Annotated in this window: 17 protein-coding genes; all 17 read left to right on the top strand. The window is 70.8% G+C overall.

Features of this window, described 5'->3' with window-relative positions; all coding sequences use genetic code 11:
* Positions 1-96: 96 nt before the first annotated feature.
* Entirely contained in the window at positions 97-1,041 is a 945-nt protein-coding gene (locus tag AB0K51_RS16745; protein ID WP_363455268.1) for a DMT family transporter, read from the top strand.
* A 424-nt stretch (positions 1,042-1,465) separates the two neighbouring features.
* On the top strand, positions 1,466-1,825 hold the full coding sequence (locus tag AB0K51_RS16740) for an NADH-quinone oxidoreductase subunit A (protein ID WP_033822576.1): 360 nt from the start codon (positions 1,466-1,468) through the stop codon (positions 1,823-1,825).
* 62 nt (positions 1,826-1,887) lie between these two features.
* On the top strand, positions 1,888-2,442 hold the full coding sequence (locus AB0K51_RS16735) for an NADH-quinone oxidoreductase subunit B family protein (RefSeq protein WP_363455265.1): 555 nt from the start codon (positions 1,888-1,890) through the stop codon (positions 2,440-2,442).
* The gene (locus AB0K51_RS16730) at positions 2,439-3,149 is read left to right on the top strand and encodes an NADH-quinone oxidoreductase subunit C (RefSeq protein WP_363455263.1); all 711 of its coding nucleotides are present in this window, start codon (positions 2,439-2,441) and stop codon (positions 3,147-3,149) included. Before AB0K51_RS16735 ends, AB0K51_RS16730 begins: the two co-directional genes overlap by 4 nt.
* Positions 3,149-4,477 carry an NADH-quinone oxidoreductase subunit D gene (locus AB0K51_RS16725; protein WP_363455260.1) on the top strand — a complete coding sequence of 443 codons (1,329 nt, stop codon included), beginning with the start codon at positions 3,149-3,151 and terminating at the stop codon, positions 4,475-4,477. The genes AB0K51_RS16730 and AB0K51_RS16725 overlap by 1 nt, the downstream gene beginning before the upstream one ends.
* 26 nt (positions 4,478-4,503) lie before the next feature.
* Positions 4,504-5,214, top strand: a complete 711-nt coding sequence (gene nuoE, locus AB0K51_RS16720) for an NADH-quinone oxidoreductase subunit NuoE (RefSeq protein WP_363455382.1) — start codon at positions 4,504-4,506, stop codon at positions 5,212-5,214.
* Positions 5,214-6,572: an NADH-quinone oxidoreductase subunit NuoF gene (gene nuoF / locus AB0K51_RS16715; protein ID WP_363455258.1), complete on the top strand. Its 1,359-nt coding sequence runs from the start codon at positions 5,214-5,216 to the stop codon at positions 6,570-6,572. The genes nuoE and nuoF overlap by 1 nt, the downstream gene beginning before the upstream one ends.
* On the top strand, positions 6,569-9,010 hold the full coding sequence (locus tag AB0K51_RS16710; protein ID WP_363455255.1) for an NADH-quinone oxidoreductase subunit G: 2,442 nt from the start codon (positions 6,569-6,571) through the stop codon (positions 9,008-9,010). The genes nuoF and AB0K51_RS16710 overlap by 4 nt, the downstream gene beginning before the upstream one ends.
* Entirely contained in the window at positions 9,007-10,335 is a 1,329-nt protein-coding gene (gene nuoH / locus AB0K51_RS16705; RefSeq protein ID WP_363455252.1) for an NADH-quinone oxidoreductase subunit NuoH, read from the top strand. Before AB0K51_RS16710 ends, nuoH begins: the two co-directional genes overlap by 4 nt.
* A 6-nt stretch (positions 10,336-10,341) precedes the next feature.
* A complete protein-coding gene (nuoI, locus tag AB0K51_RS16700; protein ID WP_363455249.1) occupies positions 10,342-10,932 on the top strand; it encodes an NADH-quinone oxidoreductase subunit NuoI in 591 nt (196 codons plus the stop codon).
* The gene (locus tag AB0K51_RS16695; RefSeq protein ID WP_363455246.1) at positions 10,929-11,783 is read left to right on the top strand and encodes an NADH-quinone oxidoreductase subunit J; all 855 of its coding nucleotides are present in this window, start codon (positions 10,929-10,931) and stop codon (positions 11,781-11,783) included. Before nuoI ends, AB0K51_RS16695 begins: the two co-directional genes overlap by 4 nt.
* On the top strand, positions 11,780-12,079 hold the full coding sequence (nuoK, locus tag AB0K51_RS16690; protein ID WP_099901806.1) for an NADH-quinone oxidoreductase subunit NuoK: 300 nt from the start codon (positions 11,780-11,782) through the stop codon (positions 12,077-12,079). Before AB0K51_RS16695 ends, nuoK begins: the two co-directional genes overlap by 4 nt.
* A 15-nt stretch (positions 12,080-12,094) precedes the next feature.
* Positions 12,095-13,993: an NADH-quinone oxidoreductase subunit L gene (gene nuoL, locus AB0K51_RS16685; protein ID WP_363455242.1), complete on the top strand. Its 1,899-nt coding sequence runs from the start codon at positions 12,095-12,097 to the stop codon at positions 13,991-13,993.
* Positions 13,993-15,606, top strand: a complete 1,614-nt coding sequence (locus tag AB0K51_RS16680) for an NADH-quinone oxidoreductase subunit M (protein WP_363455239.1) — start codon at positions 13,993-13,995, stop codon at positions 15,604-15,606. Before nuoL ends, AB0K51_RS16680 begins: the two co-directional genes overlap by 1 nt.
* Entirely contained in the window at positions 15,603-17,240 is a 1,638-nt protein-coding gene (gene nuoN / locus AB0K51_RS16675; protein WP_363455236.1) for an NADH-quinone oxidoreductase subunit NuoN, read from the top strand. The genes AB0K51_RS16680 and nuoN overlap by 4 nt, the downstream gene beginning before the upstream one ends.
* 142 nt (positions 17,241-17,382) lie before the next feature.
* Positions 17,383-17,967 carry a Uma2 family endonuclease gene (locus AB0K51_RS16670; RefSeq protein WP_363455233.1) on the top strand — a complete coding sequence of 195 codons (585 nt, stop codon included), beginning with the start codon at positions 17,383-17,385 and terminating at the stop codon, positions 17,965-17,967.
* A gap of 162 nt (positions 17,968-18,129) precedes the next feature.
* A complete protein-coding gene (locus AB0K51_RS16665; protein ID WP_363455231.1) occupies positions 18,130-19,143 on the top strand; it encodes a polyprenyl synthetase family protein in 1,014 nt (337 codons plus the stop codon).
* The last annotated feature ends 51 nt before the right edge of the window (positions 19,144-19,194 follow it).

Below are 19,194 nucleotides of genomic sequence, written 5' to 3'. Positions count from 1 at the left end.
AAACGCTTGCCCGCCGCCTTTCGCGTACGAGAGGGTGTGCGCCGACCAGTCCGTTCGACGCTGCACGGGCCCCCGCCGTCCCCCGGGAGCCGTGCCATGAGCGCCGAGCCGTCCGCCACCCGTCCCCCGCTCCTGCGCGACCTGCCGCTGCTCGCGGTGGCGGTGGTGTGGGGGTCGAGCTTCCTGGTGGTGAAGCGGGTCGCCGAACCGGACACCGTGGTGGCCGTGCTGGCGCTGCGCTTCGGGCTGGTGCTGCCGCTGCTCGGCGCGGTGGCGTGGCGGCGGCTGCGCGGGCTGACGGCGCGTCAGTGGGGCGGCGGGGCGCTGCTCGGACTGGTGCTGGGCGTGATCTTCCTGCTGGAGACCTACGGCGCGGTGCACACCTCGGCGACCAACGCGGGGCTGGTGATCAGCCTGACGATGGTGTTCACGCCGCTCGCCGAGGCCGCGCTGCGCCGGGTCGCGCCCTCGGGGGCGTTCCTGGCCGCGGCGGCGCTGTCGGTGCTGGGGGTGGCGCTGCTGACCGGTGGCGGCGGGCTGAAGCCGCCGTCCGCGGGCGACCTGCTGGTGCTGGGCGCGGCGGTGGCCCGGACCGTCAACGTGCTGGCGACGGCCCGCCTGCGTTCCGTCCGTGGGGTGGACTCGCTGGCCCTGACCTGGGTCCAACTGGCCTTCGCCACCGCGGTGTTCGCCGTGGCCGCGCCGTTCGCCGGCCCGTCCCCGCTGAGTGTGGCGGCGTCCTTCGACGGGGCCCGGTGGAGCCTGCTGCTCTACCTGTCGCTGCTGTGCACCCTGTTCGCCTTCTTCGTCCAGCTGTGGGCGGTCCGGGCCACCTCGCCGTCCCGGGTCAGCCTGCTGCTGGGCACCGAGCCGCTGTGGGCCGCGGTCTTCGGCATCGCGCTGGCCGGCGACCGCCCCGGCCCGCTCGCCCTGCTGGGCGCGCTGGCGGTCCTCGCCGGCACCGAGTGGGGCCGCCGCGCGGTGGACCGCACCCCGCCGTCGCCCCGCACCGCTGCGGCGCCCGGCACCGCTGCCCTGTGAGCTTGTGAACGAAGGGTCAAGCGACCGCCCTCGGGTGTCCACCTGGCGAGTGAGATCCCCTATCACGGGGTGCCGGATCGTCCGAAATTTGCCTCGACAGCGGCGTGATTGATATAGGCCGGGCCTCATGACGGGTCGATTCAGGGTGGTTTGCCACAGCATGTGATCAAGTGCCTGCACTGGGTGGATAAGTGGGGTCTGACCACGGTCTATGGTGGTTTGCGAGGTGGCGCATATCACAAAGATCGTCGGGAACCGCGTGGTGCAAGTCACAAGCCGACAGGCATAAGATGCGCTCGATCCGGGCTTTGTGAACTGCCTCACATGAGGCCGGATCTCACGAAGTGGATCACGGGTTCACCACTCGGTGACCTGTCGGTTCCGATCTGCAGTCAAGGACGACTGGACGGAGGGAGCGGAGGCTATGAATGCCTACGCGCCGATCCTCGTACTCGGTGCCATCGCGGCGGCGTTCGCGGTCGGCTCCGTCACGATGGCCTCGCTGACCGGCCCGAAGCGCTACAACCGGGCCAAGTTGGAGGCGTACGAGTGCGGCATCGAGCCGACCCCGCAGCCCGTGGGCGGCGGTCGGTTCCCGATCAAGTACTACCTGACGGCGATGCTCTTCATCGTCTTCGACATCGAGATCGTCTTCCTCTACCCGTGGGCGGTCAGCTTCGACGCCCTGGGGATCTTCGGGCTGGTCGAGATGCTGCTGTTCATCGCCACCGTGTTCGTCGCCTACGCCTACGTCTGGCGCCGCGGCGGTCTGGAGTGGGACTGACATCCCGCCGTTTGTGAACGGGCGGACAAGCCACCGGACTTGAGGGCATTGAGAGGGAACTGATGGGTATCGAGGAGAAGCTGCCGAGCGGCTTTCTGCTCACCAGCGTGGAGGCCGCCGCGGGGTGGGTGCGGAAGGCGTCGCTCTTCCCCGCCACCTTCGGACTGGCCTGCTGCGCGATCGAGATGATGACCACCGGCGCCGGTCGCTACGACCTGGCGCGGTTCGGCATGGAGGTCTTCCGCGGCTCGCCGCGGCAGGCCGACCTGATGATCGTGGCGGGCCGGGTGAGCCAGAAGATGGCCCCCGTGTTGCGGCAGGTCTACGACCAGATGCCGAATCCGAAGTGGGTCATCTCGATGGGCGTGTGCGCCTCCTCCGGCGGCATGTTCAACAACTACGCGATCGTGCAGGGCGTCGACCACATCGTCCCGGTCGACATCTACCTGCCGGGCTGCCCGCCCCGCCCGGAGATGCTGCTGGACGCGATCATCAAGCTGCACGAGAAGATCCAGCACGAGAAGCTCGGCGTGAACCGCCGCCGGGCCGAGGAGGAGGCCGAGCAGTTCGCGCTGCGGGCCACTCCGATCAGCGAGATGCGGGGGCTGCTGCGATGACCGAGCCCGAGAAGCCCGAAGTCCCCGCCACCCGGCGGGAGATCCCGGTCGAGGTGGTCGGCACCCGGCAGGGCATGTTCGGCGCCCAGGACACCGGCGACACCTCCGGTTTCGGCGGCCTGACCGCCCCGATCGTGCTGCCCGGCCCGAGCGAGCGTCCGTACGGCGGCTACTTCGACGAGGTGGCCGACGAGCTGGAGGGCGCGCTGGAGGAGCAGGGCCTGGACGTCGCGGAGGTGGTCGAGAAGACCGTGGTCGACCGCGGCGAGGTCACCTTCCACATCGCCCGCGAGCACCTGCTGAAGACCGTCCGCACGCTGCGCGACGACCCGGCGCTGCGCTTCGAGCTCTGCCTCGGCGTCAGCGGCGTGCACTACCCGCACGACAAGGGCCGCGAGCTGCACGCCGTCTACCACCTGCGCTCGATCACCCACGGCCGGCTGATCCGGCTGGAGGTGACCGCGCCCGACGCGGACCCGCGGATCCCGTCCGTGGTCAGCGTCTACCCGACCAACGACTGGCACGAGCGGGAGACCTACGACTTCTTCGGCCTGGTCTTCGAGGGCCACCCGGCGCTGACCCGGATCATGATGCCGGACGACTGGCTGGGGCACCCGCAGCGGAAGGACTACCCGCTCGGCGGCATCCCCGTCGAGTACAAGGGCGCGCAGATCCCGGCGCCCGACCAGCGGAGGTCGTACACCTGATGAGCAGCACCCATTACGAAGCAGGCTCCAGGGAGACCACCGAAGGACGGGTCTTCACCGTCACCGGCGGCGACTGGGGCGAGGTCGCCGAGGCGGTGGCCCGGGCCGACGACGAGCGGATCATCGTCAACATGGGCCCGCAGCACCCGTCCACCCACGGTGTGCTCCGGCTGATCCTGGAGATCGACGGCGAGACGGTCACCGAGGCCCGCTGCGGCATCGGCTACCTGCACACCGGCATCGAGAAGAACATGGAGTTCCGCAACTGGGTGCAGGGCACCACGTTCGTGACGCGGATGGACTACCTGACCCCGCTGTACAACGAGACCGCCTACTGCCTGGCCGTCGAGAAGCTCCTCGGGATCACCGCCGACGTCCCCGAACGGGCGTCCGTGATCCGGGTGTTGATGATGGAGCTGAACCGGATCTCGTCGCACCTGGTGGCGCTCGCCACCGGCGGCATGGAGATCGGCTCCACCACCCTGATGATCTACGGCTTCCGTGACCGCGAGGTCGTCCTCGACATCTTCGAGCTGGTCACCGGCCTGCGGATGAACCACGCGTACGTCCGCCCCGGCGGCCTGGCCCAGGACCTGCCGCCCGGCGCCGTCGACCAGATCCGCGAGGGCGTCAAGCTGCTCCGCTCCCGGATGCACGAGTACGACAAACTCGCCACCGACAACCCGGTGTTCAAGGCCCGGCTGGTCGACGTCGGCTTCCTCGACCTGCCCGGCTGCCTGGCGCTCGGCGCCACCGGGCCGATCCTGCGCTCCACCGGCCTGCCGCACGACCTGCGCAAGAGCGACCCGTACTGCGGCTACGAGAACTACGAGTTCGACGTCGCGGTGGCCGACACCTGCGACTCCTACGGGCGGTTCCTGATCCGCCTGGAGGAGATGAAGCAGTCGCTGCGGATCGTCGAGCAGTGCCTGGAGCGGCTGAAGCCCGGACCGGTGATGGTGGCCGACAAGAAGATCGCCTGGCCGGCCCAACTGGCCGTCGGCCCGGACGGCATGGGCAACTCGCTCGACCACATCCGGAAGATCATGGGCACCTCGATGGAGGCTCTGATCCACCACTTCAAGCTGGTCACCGAGGGCTTCCACGTCCCGGTCGGCCAGGCGTACGCCGCCGTCGAGTCGCCCAAGGGCGAGCTCGGGGTGCACGTGGTCAGCGACGGCGGCACCCGGCCGTACCGGGTGCACTTCCGCGACCCGTCGTTCACCAACCTGCAGACGATGGCGGCGATGTGCGAGGGCGGCCAGGTGGCCGACGTGATCGTTGCGGTGGCCGGGATCGACCCGGTGATGGGAGGCGTGGACCGGTGAGCAGCACAGAACTCGGCCTGCCGGCGATGCCGGCCAAGCCCTACCCGCCGGAGGTGGAGCAGCGACTGGCCGCCGACGCCGCCGAACTGATCGGCCGTTACCCGCACTCCCGCTCGGCGCTGCTGCCGCTGCTGCACCTGGTGCAGGCCGAGGAGGGGTACGTCTCCAGCACCGGGATCCGGTTCTGCGCCGAGCAGTTGGAGCTGACCACCGCCGAGGTCACCGCGGTCGCCACCTTCTACACGATGTACCGGCGGCGCCCGGCCGGCGAGTACCACGTCGGCGTGTGCACCAACACGCTGTGCGCGGTGCTCGGCGGGGACCAGATCTTCGGCGAGCTGAAGCAGCACCTCGGGATCGAGAACAACCAGACCACCGAGGACGGCTCGATCTCGATCGAGCACATCGAGTGCAACGCGGCCTGCGACTACGCGCCCGTGGTGATGGTCAACTGGGAGTTCTTCGACAACCAGACCCCGGAGAGCGCCAAGCAGCTGGTCGACCAGCTGCGGGCCGGCACCGAGGTGCACCCCACCCGCGGCGCCAAGCTCTGCTCGTTCAAGGAGACCTCTCGGATGCTGGCCGGCTTCGCCGACCAGCGGCCCGGCGCGGTCGACGAGTCCGGGGCCGGCGGTGCCCCCTCGCTGGCCGGACTGCGGCTGGCCAGGGGCGAGGCGCTGCCCGGCACCCCGGGCGCCAAGGTGGTCTCCCCCCGGCACGAAGGGACGGAAGCGTGATGACCTCCGCCGAGCCGGCCGAGAAGCTGCTCTCCCCGGTGCTCTCCGCCTCCTGGGACGACCAGCGTCCCTGGACCCTGGCCACCTACCGCCGGCACGGCGGCTACGACGGCCTGCGCAGCGCCCTCGCGATGGCCCCCGACGAGGTGATCGCGCTGGTGAAGGACTCCGGACTGCGCGGCCGCGGCGGCGCCGGCTTCCCGACCGGCATGAAGTGGCAGTTCATCCCGCAGAACGACGGCAAGCCGCACTACCTGGTGGTGAACGCCGACGAGTCCGAGCCGGGCACCTGCAAGGACATCCCGCTGCTGTTCGCCAACCCGCACTCGCTGATCGAGGGCATGATCATCGCCTCGTACGCGATCCGCTGCGAGCACGCCTTCATCTACCTGCGCGGCGAGGTCGTCCCGGTGCTGCGCCGCCTGCAGGCGGCGGTCGCCGAGGCGTACGAGGCCGGGCTGCTCGGCAAGGACATCCAGGGCTCCGGCATCAACCTGGACATCACCGTGCACGCCGGCGCGGGCGCGTACATCTGCGGTGAGGAGACCGCGCTGCTGGACTCCCTGGAGGGCCGCCGCGGCCAGCCCCGGCTGCGCCCGCCGTTCCCCGCCATCGCCGGCCTGTACGCCTGCCCGACGGTGGTCAACAACGTGGAGTCGATCGCCTCGGTGCCGCCGATCCTGGCCCGCGGCAAGGACTGGTTCAAGTCGCTGGGCACCGAGAAGTCCCCCGGCTTCACGCTGTACTCGCTCTCCGGGCACGTCACCAACCCCGGCCAGTACGAGGCCCCGCTCGGCATCACGCTCCGCCAGCTGCTGGAGATCTCCGGCGGCGTCCGGGCCGGGCACCGCCTCAAGTTCTGGACCCCGGGCGGCTCGTCTACCCCGATGTTCACCGACCAGCACCTGGACGTCCCGCTCGACTACGAGGGCGTCGGCGCGGCCGGCTCCATGCTCGGCACCAAGGCGCTGCAGGTCTTCGACGAGACCACCTGCGTGGTGCGCGCGGTCACCCGGTGGACCGAGTTCTACGCCCACGAGTCCTGCGGCAAGTGCACCCCCTGCCGCGAGGGCACGTACTGGCTGGTCCAGCTGCTGGAGCGGATCGAGGCCGGCCAGGGCGAGGCGGGCGACCTGGAGAAGCTGCTGGACATCGCCGACAACATCAACGGCAAGTCCTTCTGCGCGCTCGGCGACGGCGCGGCCAGCCCGATCGTCTCCTCGCTGCAGCACTTCCGCGACGAGTACGAGCAGCACATCAACGAACACCGCTGCCCGTTCGACCCGGCGGCGTCCACCGTCTGGGCCGGCCGGGCCTCCGTCCACGAGTCCACCACCGAGAGGGAGGTGCACGCGTGACGGTCACGGAGCCTTCCACCCAGACCGAGCTGGTCACGCTCACCATCGACGGCGTCGAGGTCAGCGTCCCCAAGGGCACGCTGGTGATCCGCGCCGCCGAGCAGATCGGCACCCAGATCCCGCGCTTCTGCGACCACCCGCTGCTCGACCCCGCCGGGGCGTGCCGCCAGTGCATCGTGGAGGTCGAGGGGCAGCGCAAGCCGGTCGCCTCCTGCACCATCCCGGTCGCCGAAGGCATGGTGGTGCGCACCCAGCTCTCCTCGCCCGTCGCCGAGAAGGCGCAGCGCGGCGTGATGGAGCTGCTGCTGATCAACCACCCGCTGGACTGCCCGGTCTGCGACAAGGGCGGCGAGTGCCCGCTGCAGAACCAGGCGATGTCCACCGGCGACGCGGAGTCCCGGTTCGAGGGGCACAAGCGCACCTACGAGAAGCCGATCCCGCTCTCCACCCAGGTCCTGCTGGACCGCGAGCGCTGCGTGCTGTGCGCCCGCTGCACCCGCTTCTCCCAGCAGATCGCCGGCGACCCGTTCATCGACCTGGTCGAGCGCGGCGCGCTGCAGCAGGTCGGCACCGGCGACGACCAGCCGCTGGACTCGTACTTCTCCGGCAACACCATCCAGATCTGCCCGGTCGGCGCGCTCACCTCCGCCGCCTACCGGTTCCGCTCCCGCCCGTTCGACCTGGTCTCCTCGCCGAGCGTGTGCGAGCACTGCTCGGCCGGCTGCGGGCAGCGCACCGACCACCGGCGCGGCAAGGTGATGCGACGCCTGGCCGGCAACGAGCCGGAGGTCAACGAGGAGTGGAACTGCGACAAGGGCCGGTTCGCGTTCCGCTACGCCCAGCAGCGCGACCGGTTCACCTCCCCGATGGTCCGGCAGGACGGTGAACTCGTCGCGGTCTCCTGGCCGGAGGCGCTCACCCGGGCCGCCGAGGGCCTGCGCGGCGCCCGCGCCGCGGTGCTCGCCGGCGGCCGGGTCACCGTCGAGGACGCCTACGGCTACGGCAAGTTCGCCCGCGTCGCGCTCGGCACCAACGACGTCGACTTCCGCAGCCGCCCGCACAGCGGTGAGGAGGCCGACTTCCTGGCCGCCGCGGTCGCCGGACACGGCACCGACCTGGACGGCACCGGGGTGACCTACCGTCAGCTCGAAGCCGCCCCGGCCGTGCTGCTGGTCGGACTGGAGGCCGAGGAGGAGGCGCCGATCGTCTTCCTGCGGCTGCGCAAGGCCAACCGGGCGAGCGGGCTGCGGGTCTTCGCGATCGCCTCGCACGCCACCCGCGGCCTGGCCAAGCTGCACGGCGCGCTGCTGCCCGCCGCCCCCGGCACCGAGGCCGAGTGGCTCGGCGCGCTGGCCGGCGACGAGGTGCTCGCCGACGACGCCGGACGCTGCGCGGACGCGCTGCGCTCGCCCGGCGCGGTGATCCTGGTCGGCGAGCGCCTGGCGCAGACCACCGGCGGCCTGACCGCCGCGCTCCGGCTGGCCCACGCCACCGGCGCCCGGCTCGCCTGGGTGCCCCGCCGGGCCGGCGAGCGCGGCGCGGTCGAGGCCGGCACGCTGCCCGGGCTGCTGCCCGGCGGCCGCGCGGTCGCGGTGCCCGCGGCCCGCGCCGAGGCCGCCGCCCACTGGGGCGTCGCCGAGCTGCCCGCCCGCACCGGCCGGGACACCGGCCAGATCCTGGCCGCCGCCGTGCAGGGCGACCTGGACGCGCTGGTGCTCGGCGGCGTCGGCCTGGAGGACCTGCCCGACCCGGCGCTCGCCGAGGAGGCGCTGACCCGGGCCGAGTTCGTGCTCTCGCTGGAGCTGCGCCCGTCCGCCGCCACCGCGCACGCCGACGTGGTGCTGCCGGTCGCCGCGGTCGCCGAGAAGGCCGGCACCTTCCTGGACTGGGAGGGCCGGGTCCGGATGTTCGAACCGGCGATCAAGGCCGACCAGTTGATGCAGCGTCACCTGCACTCCGACGTGCGGGTGCTGAGCATGCTGGCCGACGCCCTGGACCGGCCGATCGGCCTGCCCGACGTCCGCGCCGCCCGCCTGGAGCTGGATCGTTTCACCCCGTGGGAGGGCGACCGCCCGGCCGCGCCGGCCGCGCACCCCGCCCCGCTGCCCCGTCCGGCCACCGGCCAGGCGGTGCTGGCCGGCCACCGGATGCTGCTGGACAACGGCTCGCTGCAGGACGGCGACGCGCACCTCGCGGGCACCCGGCACCCGGTGGTGGCGCGGATCTCCGCCGCCACCGCCGCCGAACTCGGCGCGACCGCCGCGCTGCGGGTGACCGGCCCGGGCGGGTCGCTGACCCTGCCGCTGGAGATCACCGCGGCGATGCCGGACCGCACGGTCTGGCTGCCGCTCAACTCGACGCCGGACGGCGGCGTGCACCGCGCCCTCGGCACCACGGTCGGCCACCTGGTCACCATCGCCCCGGCGGAGGAATCATGAGCCTCGCTGCTGCCTACGACACGCTCGCCTTCTTCGGCCGCGACCCGTGGTGGCTGGTGCTGCTGAAGGCGGTGTTCTGCTTCGCCTTCCTGGTGCTCACGGTGCTGATCGCGATCGTCTGGGAGCGCAAGGTCGTCGCCTGGATGCAGCTGCGCATCGGCCCCAACCGGCACGGCCCCTGGGGCATGCTGCAGTCCCTCGCGGACGGCGTGAAGCTGGCGCTCAAGGAAGACCTGGTGGTCAAGGGCGCCGACAAGGCGGTCTACATCCTGGCGCCGATCGTCTCGGCGATCCCCGCGTTCATGGCGTTCGCGGTGATCCCGTTCGGCCCGGCCGGCGACGAGGTGTCGATCTTCGGCACCCGGACCCCGCTGCAGCTCACCGACCTGCCGATCGCGCTGCTGTACATCCTGGCCACCGCCTCGATCGGCATCTACGGCATCGTGCTGGCCGGCTGGTCGTCCGGCTCCACGTACCCGCTGCTCGGCGGTGTCCGCTCGGCCGCCCAGATGATCAGCTACGAGATCGCGATGGGCCTGTCCTTCGCGGCGGTGTTCATCTACTCCGGCTCGATGTCGACCTCGGAGATCGTCGCCTCGCAGCAGCCGACCTGGTTCGCGGTGCTGCTGCCGGTCTCGTTCATCGTCTACATCATCGCGATGGTCGGTGAGACCAACCGAGCCCCGTTCGACCTCCCGGAGGCGGAGGGCGAGCTGGTCGGCGGCTTCAACACCGAGTACTCCTCGCTGAAGTTCGCGATGTTCATGCTGGCCGAGTACGTCAACATGGTCACCGTCTCGGCGGTCGCCTCGACGCTCTTCCTCGGCGGCTGGCGCGCACCGTGGCCGATCTCCACCTTCTGGGAGGGCGCCAACCACGGCTGGTGGCCGATGCTGTGGATCGTCCTGAAGATCCAGCTGCTGCTGTTCTTCTTCATCTGGCTGCGCGGCACGCTGCCCCGGCTGCGCTACGACCAGTTCATGAAGCTGGGCTGGAAGGTGCTGATCCCGGTCTCGCTGGTGTGGCTGGTGATGGTGGCCACCGTCCGGGCGCTGCGCAACGAGGGCTACGACTTCGCCAAGGTGATCCTGTACGTCGGCGCCCCGCTGGCGGCGATCCTGCTGCTCGCGCTCGTCACCGACCTGCTGCGCAAGAAGCCCGCGCAGCCGCCCGCGGCCGAGGCCCCCGCCTTCGACCCGATGGCCGGCGGCTACCCCGTGCCGCCGCTGCCCGGCCAGGAACTGCCGCCCGTCCCGCGCCGCCGTCGCCGGACCCCGCAACTCCAGGACGCCCTCAACGGGGCCGACCATTCCGAAGGGAGCTGAGCGCGCATGTCAGAGGAATCGTCCGAGAAGTCCGAGAAGTCAGTCCTCGGGCCGGCCGCCGGCTTCGGCGTGACCTTCAAGGCCATGTTCAAGAAGCGGCTCACCGAGCAGTACCCGGAGTACAAGAAGCCCACCGCTCCGCGCTTCCACGGCCGCCACCAGCTGAACCGGCACCCCGACGGCCTGGAGAAGTGCGTCGGCTGCGAGCTGTGCGCCTGGGCCTGTCCGGCCGACGCGATCTACGTCGAGGGCGCCGACAACCGCGAGGAGGAGCGCTACTCGCCCGGCGAGCGCTACGGCGCGGTCTACCAGATCAACTACGCCCGCTGCATCCTGTGCGGGCTGTGCATCGAGGCCTGCCCGACCCGGGCGCTCACCATGACCAACGAGTACGAGCTCGCCGACTCCTCCCGCCAGGACCTGATCTTCACCAAGGAGCAGCTGCTGGTCGGGCTGACCGAGGGCATGGTCGACACCCCGCACGCGATCTTCCCCGGCGCCGACGACGGCGCCTACTACCGGGGCGAGATCACCGGCGCGGCGCCCGGCACCGAGGTGCAGGAGAAGCACGCACGCGACAAGGAGGCGCAGTCATGACCTCCACCGGCGAGGCCGTGCAGTTCTGGGTGCTGGCCGTGATCGCGGTCGGCGGCGCGCTCGGCATGCTGCTGATGAAGAAGGCGGTGCACTCGGCGCTCTGCCTGGCCGCCACCATGCTGGCGCTGGCGGTCTGCTACATGGCGCAGGGCGCGGTGTTCCTGGGCGTGGTGCAGATCGTGGTCTACACCGGCGCGATCATGATGCTGTTCCTGTTCGTGGTGATGCTGGTCGGCGTCACCTCGGCGGACTCCCTGAAGGAGCAGCTGAAGGGCCAGCGGGTCGCCGCGGTGCTCTGCGGCCTCGGCTTCGGGGTGCTGCTGATCGCCGGCCTGGCCAACGCGCACCTGTCGCACTTCACCGGTCTGTCCGAGGCGAACGCCGAGGGCAACGTGCAGGGCCTGGCGCGGCTGATCTTCACCAAGTACGTGTGGGCCTTCGAGGTGACCGGCGCGCTGCTGATCACCGCCGCGATCGGCGCCATGGTGCTGACCCACCGCGAGCGGGTGGTCGAGCGCCTGACCCAGCGTCAGCTCGCCGCCCAGCGCGTCAAGGACAACATCCAGGTGCCGCCGATGCCCGCCCCCGGCGTGTACGCCCGGCACAACGCGGTGGACATCCCGGGCCTGCTGCCCGACGGCACGATCGCCGAGGACTCGGTGATGGGCACCCTGCGCGAGCGCGGCCAGATCCGCGACGTCAGCCAGGAGATGCTGCGCCGGATGGCCGAGCTGGAGGAGACCACCGCCGACTGGCTGGACCGGCCGTCCTCCGCCCGTCCGCCGGTGACCGGGCCGCGCAAGGCCCTGGAGACCGTGCCGACCAAGGAGACGAAGGAGGCGGCGGAGTGAACCCCGTCAACTACCTCTACCTCGCCGGGCTGCTGTTCACCATCGGCGCCTCCGGGGTGCTGATCCGGCGCAACGCGATCGTGCTGTTCATGTGCGTCGAGCTGATGCTGAACGCGTCGAACCTGGCGCTGGTCACCTTCTCCCGGATGCACGGCAACCTGGACGGCCAGATCATCGCCTTCTTCACGATGGTGGTCGCGGCGGCCGAGGTCGTGGTCGGCCTCGCCATCATCGTCTCCATCTTCCGGACCAGGCACTCCGCTTCGGTCGACGACAGCAACCTGATGAAGCTGTAGGCGGAGGGCCCTTCAGTGAACTCTCTCATTCCGCTGCTGGTGGCAGCGCCACTGGCCGGTGCGGCCCTGCTGCTGCTCGGCGGCCGGGCCCTGGACCGGTTCGGGCACTGGCTCGCCACCCTGCTGGCAGCACTCTCCTTCGCCTTCGGGCTGGCCCTGTTCGCGGACATGCTCGGCCGGGACGCCGAGCACCGCGCCGTCACGGAGACCCTGTACACCTGGATCCCGGTGAACGGCTTCCAGGCCGACGTCTCCTTCCAGCTCGACCAACTCTCGATGACCTTCGTCCTGTTGATCACGGGCGTCGGCACGCTGATCCACCTGTACTCGGTGGGCTACATGGCGCACGACGAGCGCCGGCGCCGTTTCTTCGCCTACCTGAACCTGTTCCTGGCCGCCATGCTGCTGCTGGTTCTCGCCGGCAACTACCTGCTGCTGTACGTCGGTTGGGAGGGCGTGGGTCTCGCGTCCTACCTGCTGATCGGCTTCTGGCAGCACAAGCCGAGCGCCGCGACGGCCGCCAAGAAGGCGTTCATCGTCAACCGGGTCGGCGACATGGGCCTGTCCATCGCGATCATGGTGATGTTCGTCCAGTTCGGCTCCTTCGCCTTCGGGCCGGTCTTCCAGACCGCGCCCCAGGCGAGCGAGGGCAAGCTCACCGTGATCGCGCTGATGCTGCTGCTGGCCGCCTGCGGCAAGTCCGCCCAGGTGCCGCTGCAGTCCTGGCTCGGCGACGCGATGGAGGGCCCGACCCCGGTCTCCGCGCTGATCCACGCCGCGACCATGGTCACCGCCGGCGTCTACCTGATCACCCGCTCCGCGGCGATCTTCAACCTGGCGCCGGACGCGCAGACCGCCGTGGTGGTGGTCGGCGCGGTCACGCTGATCTTCGGTGCGATCGTCGGTTGCGCCAAGGACGACATCAAGAAGGCGCTGGCCGGCTCGACCATGTCGCAGATCGGCTACATGATCATGGCGGCGGGCCTCGGCCCGATCGGCTACGCCTTCGCGATCATGCACCTGGTCACCCACGGCTTCTTCAAGGCCGGGCTGTTCCTCGGCGCCGGGTCGGTCATGCACGGCATGAACGACGAGGTGAACATGCGTCACTACGGCGGCCTGCGCAAGTACATGCCGATCACCTTCGCCACCTTCGGCCTCGGCTACCTGGCGATCATCGGCTTCCCCGGGCTGTCCGGCTTCTTCTCCAAGGACAAGATCATCGAGGCGGCGTTCGCCAAGGGCGGCGCCGAGGGCTGGATCCTCGGCCTGTGCGCCCTGGTCGGCGCGGCCGTCACCGCGTTCTACATGACCCGGGTGATGGTGCTGACCTTCTTCGGCGAGAAGCGCTGGCAGGTCTCCGCGGAGACCGGCGAGGAGCCGCACCCGCACGAGTCGCCGCGGACCATGACCATCCCGATGATCGTGCTGGCCTTCGGCTCGGTCTTCGCGGGCGGCCTGTTCACCATCGGCAGCTCCTTCCTGCACTGGCTGGAGCCGGTCACCGGCCACGAGGAGGGCCACTCCCCGCTCTCCGCGCTCACCGTCACCGCGCTCACCACGGTGTGCATGCTGGCCGGCGTCGCCGTCGCCTACCTGATGTACGGCCGCAGCCCCGTCCCGGTCACGCCGCCGGTCGGCTCCGCGCTCACCCGGGCCGCCCGCCGCGACCTGCTCCAGGACGACTTCAACCACGCCGTCCTGGTGCGCCCCGGTTCGGCGCTCGCCGCCACGCTGGTCTACTTCGACAGCAAGGCCCTGGACGGCTTCGTCAACGGCCTGGCCGCCGCCATCGGCGGGATCTCCAGCCGGCTGCGCCGGATCCAGACCGGCTACGTCCGCACGTACGCGCTCTCCATGTTCGGCGGCACGCTGGTGCTGGTCGCCTCCACTCTCCTGATGAGGTCGGTCTGATGAGCTACCTCCTCTCCGCCACCTGTGCCGTCCCGGCCGCCGGAGCGGTGCTCACCGCAGCGCTCCCGGCCGGCACCACCGAGGCCCGGCGGCGCACCACCAAGACCGTCGCGCTGGCGGTCTCCGCCGTCACCCTCGGCCTGGCCGCCGCGGTCGCCGCCACCTTCGAACCCGGCGGCGCCCGCTACCAGTTGACCGAGTCGTACAGCTGGATCCGGTCCTTCGGGATCAGCTTCTCGCTCGGCGCGGACGGCATCGGCACCGTCCTGGTGCTGCTCACCGCGGTCCTGGTGCCGCTGGTCATGCTGGCCGGCTGGCACGACGCCGACCCGTCGGTGCCGGAGGGCTCGTTCGAGTCCAAGCGCCGCACCCAGGGCTTCTTCGCGCTGATCCTGGCGGTCGAGGCGATGGTGCTGGTGTCCTTCCTGGCCACCGACGTCTTCGTGTTCTACGTCTTCTTCGAAGCCATGCTGATCCCGATGTACTTCCTGATCGGCGGCTTCGGCGACCGGGCCGGCGGACCCGACTCGGCGAGCCAGCGCTCCTACGCCGCCGTCAAGTTCCTGCTGTACAACCTGCTCGGCGGCCTGGTCATGCTGGCCGCCGTGATCGGCCTGTACGTGGTGGCCGGAGACCAGGGGCAGGCGACCTTCAGCCTCACCGCGCTGACCGACGCCATCTCCTCCGGCAAGCTCGCCATCGACCCGAACGCGGAGCGGGCGCTGTTCCTCGGCTTCTTCTTCGCCTTCGCCGTCAAGGCCCCGCTGTGGCCGCTGCACACCTGGCTGCCCAACGCGATGGGCGAGGCCACCCCCGGGACGGCGGTGCTGATCACCGCGGTCGTCGACAAGGTCGGCACCTTCGCGATGCTGCGGTTCTGCCTCGGCCTGTTCCCGAACGCCTCCAAGGACTTCGCCCCGGCGATCCTGGTGCTCTCGCTGATCGGCATCGTCTACGGCGCGCTGGTCGCGATCGGCCAGAAGGACATCAAGCGGCTGGTCGCCTACGCGTCCATCTCGCACTTCGGCTTCATCATCATGGGCATCTTCGCGATGACCAGCCAGGGCCAGACCGGCGCCACCCTCTACATGGTCAACCACGGCATCTCCACCGCCGCGTGGATGCTGGTGGCCGGCTTCCTGATCTCCCGCCGCGGCTCCCGCCTGATCGCCGACTACGGCGGCGTGCAGAAGGTCGCCCCGGTGCTGGCCGGCACCTTCCTGATCGGCGGCCTGGCCACCCTCTCGCTGCCCGGCCTGGCGCCGTTCGTCAGCGAGTTCCTGGTCCTGGTCGGCACCTTCAGCCGCTACCCGGCGATCGGCATCGTCGCCACCTTCGGCATCGTGCTCGCCGCGCTGTACGCGCTGCTGCTCTACCAGCGCACCATGACCGGCCCGGTGAAGGCCGGCAACGAGCGCATCCAGGACCTGAAGGTCCGTGAACTCGCGGTCGTGGCACCGCTGGTGGCCCTGACCCTGCTGCTGGGCGTCTACCCCAAGCCGCTCACCGACCTGGTCAACCCGGCCGTCAACGACACCCTCAGCCAGGTCCACCAGACCGACCCCGCACCGGCCCACCCGGTCGCCGCCACCCCCGGAGGTGAGCACCAGTGATCTCCACCCACCTGTTGGCCGCCGCCGGCGGCAACAGCCCGAGCATCCCCGCCCCGCACATCGAGTACGGCGAACTCTCGCCGATGCTCGTGGTGTTCGGTGCCGCCGTGCTCGGCATCCTGGCCGAGGCCTTCCTGCCCCGCCGGCTGCGCGCCTCCACCCAGCTGGGCCTGTCCCTGCTCGGCCTCGGCGGCGCCTTCGCCGCGGTGGTGGTGCTCGCCGCCCAGGGCCACGCCACCACCAAGGCCGGACTGCTCGCGATGGGCGCCGTCGCCATCGACGGCCCCGCGCTCTTCCTGCAGGGCGTCATCCTGCTGACCGCGGTGCTCGCCGTCCTCACCTACGCCGAGGGCCGGCTGGAGCCGCGCATCAACGGCCACCGCATCGACGCCTTCACCGCGCAGGCCGCCACCGTCCCCGGCGGCGAGCAGGAGCGCGAGGCGACCCGCGAGGGCCTGCGCACCACCGAGATCTACCCGCTCACCCTGTTCGCCGTCGGCGGCATGCTGCTCTTCCCCGCCGCCAACGACCTGCTGACCATGTTCGTGGCGCTGGAGGTCTTCTCCCTCCCGCTCTACCTGATGTGCGCGCTCGCCCGGCGCCGCCGCCTGCTCTCGCAGGAGGCCGCGGTCAAGTACTTCCTGCTCGGCGCGTTCGCCTCGGCGTTCTTCCTGTTCGGCACCGCGCTGATCTACGGCTACGCGGGCACCGTGCAACTCGGCGAGATCGCCGACGTGGTCTCCGGCGTCGCCCCGGTCACCCCCGCGCTCGCCGTCACCACCCAGAACGACGCGCTGCTGCTGATCGGCCTGGCCATGCTCGCGGTCGGCCTGCTCTTCAAGGTCGGCGCGGTGCCGTTCCACTCCTGGACCCCGGACGTCTACCAGGGCGCCCCGACACCGGTCACCGGGTTCATGGCCGCCGCCACCAAGACCGCCGCGTTCGGTGCCTTCCTGCGGCTGTTCTACGTGGCCTTCCCCGGCCTGCGCTGGGACTGGCGGCCCGTCATGTGGGGCGTGGCGATCCTGACCATGGTGGTCGGCGCGATCCTCGCCGTCACCCAGCAGGACGTGAAGCGGCTGCTCGCCTACTCCTCCATCGCGCACGCCGGCTTCATCCTCACCGGCCTGATCGCCACCGACAAGCGCGGCGTCTCGGCGGTCCTCTTCTACCTGCTCGCCTACTCGTTCGTCACCCTCGGCGCGTTCGCCGTGGTCACCCTGGTGCGCGACTCGAAGGGCGAGGCCACCCACCTCTCCAGCTGGGCCGGGCTCGGCCGGCGCTCGCCGCTGCTCGCCGCGGTCTTCGCGCTCTTCCTGCTCGCCTTCGCCGGCATCCCGCTGACCTCCGGCTTCACCGGCAAGTTCGCGGTCTTCCAGGCCGCCGCCGCGGGCGGCGCGACCCCGCTGGTCATCGTCGGTGTGCTCTCCTCCGCGGTCGCCGCCTTCTTCTACATCCGGGTCATCGTCCTGATGTTCTTCTCCGACCCGCAGCCCTCCGGCCCCGCGGTCGCCGTCCCCAGCCCCCTCACCGCCACCGCCATCGCCGTCGGCGTCCTGGTCACCCTCGGCCTCGGCCTGCTCCCCCAGTACTTCCTCGACCTCGCCTCCAAGGCCTCCCTCTTCGTCCGCTGACCCTCCTTCACCCGCCGGCCCCCTCCCACCCCCGGGACGGGGGCCGGACGGCTGTTCGAGGGGTGATCTTCGAGCTGGTGAACCGTTTCGGCTTCATTGGCCGCCATAGCCTCGGCCCATAGACTGGGCGCAGGAGGTGACCATGACTGCCGAACCGATCGACTGGACGTCCCCGCCTTCCGAAGGCTGGACCTACGACCAGGTCAAGGACCTCGATCTGCCCTTCGAGTTCGAGTTGGTGGATGGGGCGATCGTGGTTCGTGGCATGACCAATCTGTGGCACGACACCGTGCGGGGCGAACTGGGCTTTGCGCTTCGCAGTGCTCGCCGCGATCCGTACCAGGTCAACGCCGAACAGTGTGTGTTGGTCGACCCCTGCAACGTGCTCAAGCCCGACGTGGTGGTCTTCGACCGCACCGGGCTCGACTTCTTCACGCTGGAGTGCGTCCCGGTCGCGGCCGTCGCCCTCGCCGTCGAGGTGGTCTCCCACGGCTCGCGTAGCGACGACCGCTTCCGCAAGCCCGGCATGTACGCCGAGGCCGGGGTGCCGTTCTTCTGGCGGGTCGAGCGGGGCGAGGACGACCTGCCGGTGGTGTACGAGTTCCACCTGGACGACGAGACCGGGGTCTACGCGCCCGCGCCCGGGGTCGCGGTGCACCACGGCAAGTTGAGCACCGCGTTCCCGTTCCCCGTCGAGGTGGATCTGGCGCGGGTGTTCCCGCGCTGAGCGTTCGCCTTTCCTTGGCCGGACGTTCCGCTCCCGCCACCTGGTGGGGGAGGGCCATGCCCGTGCAGTGATCCACTCGGGACCGGATACGCTGCCTTGTATGTGCACCAGCGGAGCCGAGGGACCGGCCCGGTGGATCGACCAGGGACAGGAGTGGTCAGCGTGACCGTCGTGGGGCCCTTCGGGCTGAGCGTGCAGGACCGCGATCTGACCCGCGATGTGCAGGCCGGGATGGAGGCCGTGGAGGCCGCCCTGGTCGAGGCCGTGAAGAGCGACGTCCCGTTCATCACGGTGACCGCCAGCCACCTGATCGAGGCCGGCGGGAAGCGGTTCCGGCCGCTGCTGGTGATGCTGGCCGCGCAGTTCGGCGACCCCGGCGCGCCCGGCGTGGTGCCCTCCGCGGTGGTCGTCGAGCTGACCCACCTGGCGACGCTGTACCACGACGACGTGATGGACGAGGCCCCGGTCCGCCGCGGTGCCCCGAGCGCCAACAGCCGCTGGGACAACTCGGTCGCCATCCTGACCGGCGACTTCCTGTTCTCCCGCGCCTCCCAGGTGCTCTCCGACCTCGGCCCGGAAGCGGTCCGGATCCAGTCCGACGCCTTCGAACGGCTCGTCACCGGCCAGATCCTGGAGACCGCCGGGCCGCGCCCGGAGGACGACCCGCTGCGCCACTACCTGGACGTGCTGTCCGGCAAGACCGGCTCGCTGATCGCCGTCTCCTGCCGCTTCGGCTCGCTGATGGCCGGCGCCGAGCGGTGGATCGTCGACCTGCTCACCCAGTACGGCGAGCGGATCGGCACCGCCTTCCAACTCGCCGACGACGTCCTGGACATCGCCTCCGACGGCGCGGAGTCCGGCAAGACCCCCGGCACCGACCTGCGCGAGGGCGTCCCCACCCTGCCGGTGCTGTTGCTCCGTCAGATGCCGGTCGACCCGGCCGATCCCGAGGACGTCCGCCTCCGCGAGCTGCTCGACACCGACCTCGCCGCGGACGACGCCGCCCACGCCGAGGCCCTGCGGCTGCTGCGCCGCCACCCGGCGCTGGAGCGGGCCCGCCGCGAGACGCTGCGCTACGCCGAGGAGGCCCGGGCGCTGCTGGAGCCGCTCCCGGACTGCCCGGCGAAGGCGGCGCTGCAGGAGCTGTGCGACACGGTGGCGATCCGGACGATGTAGGGGCGCACCCACGTGCAAGTCGCTCTCCGTGCCGCGATCTTGCCGACGTGC

Origin of the sequence: Kitasatospora sp. NPDC049285 (assembly GCF_040678815.1) — a bacterium.
Classification (GTDB): Bacteria; Actinomycetota; Actinomycetes; order Streptomycetales; family Streptomycetaceae; genus Kitasatospora.
Note: the sequence above shows the minus strand (reverse complement) of the source record. Positions and strands in the feature narration are given on the sequence as shown.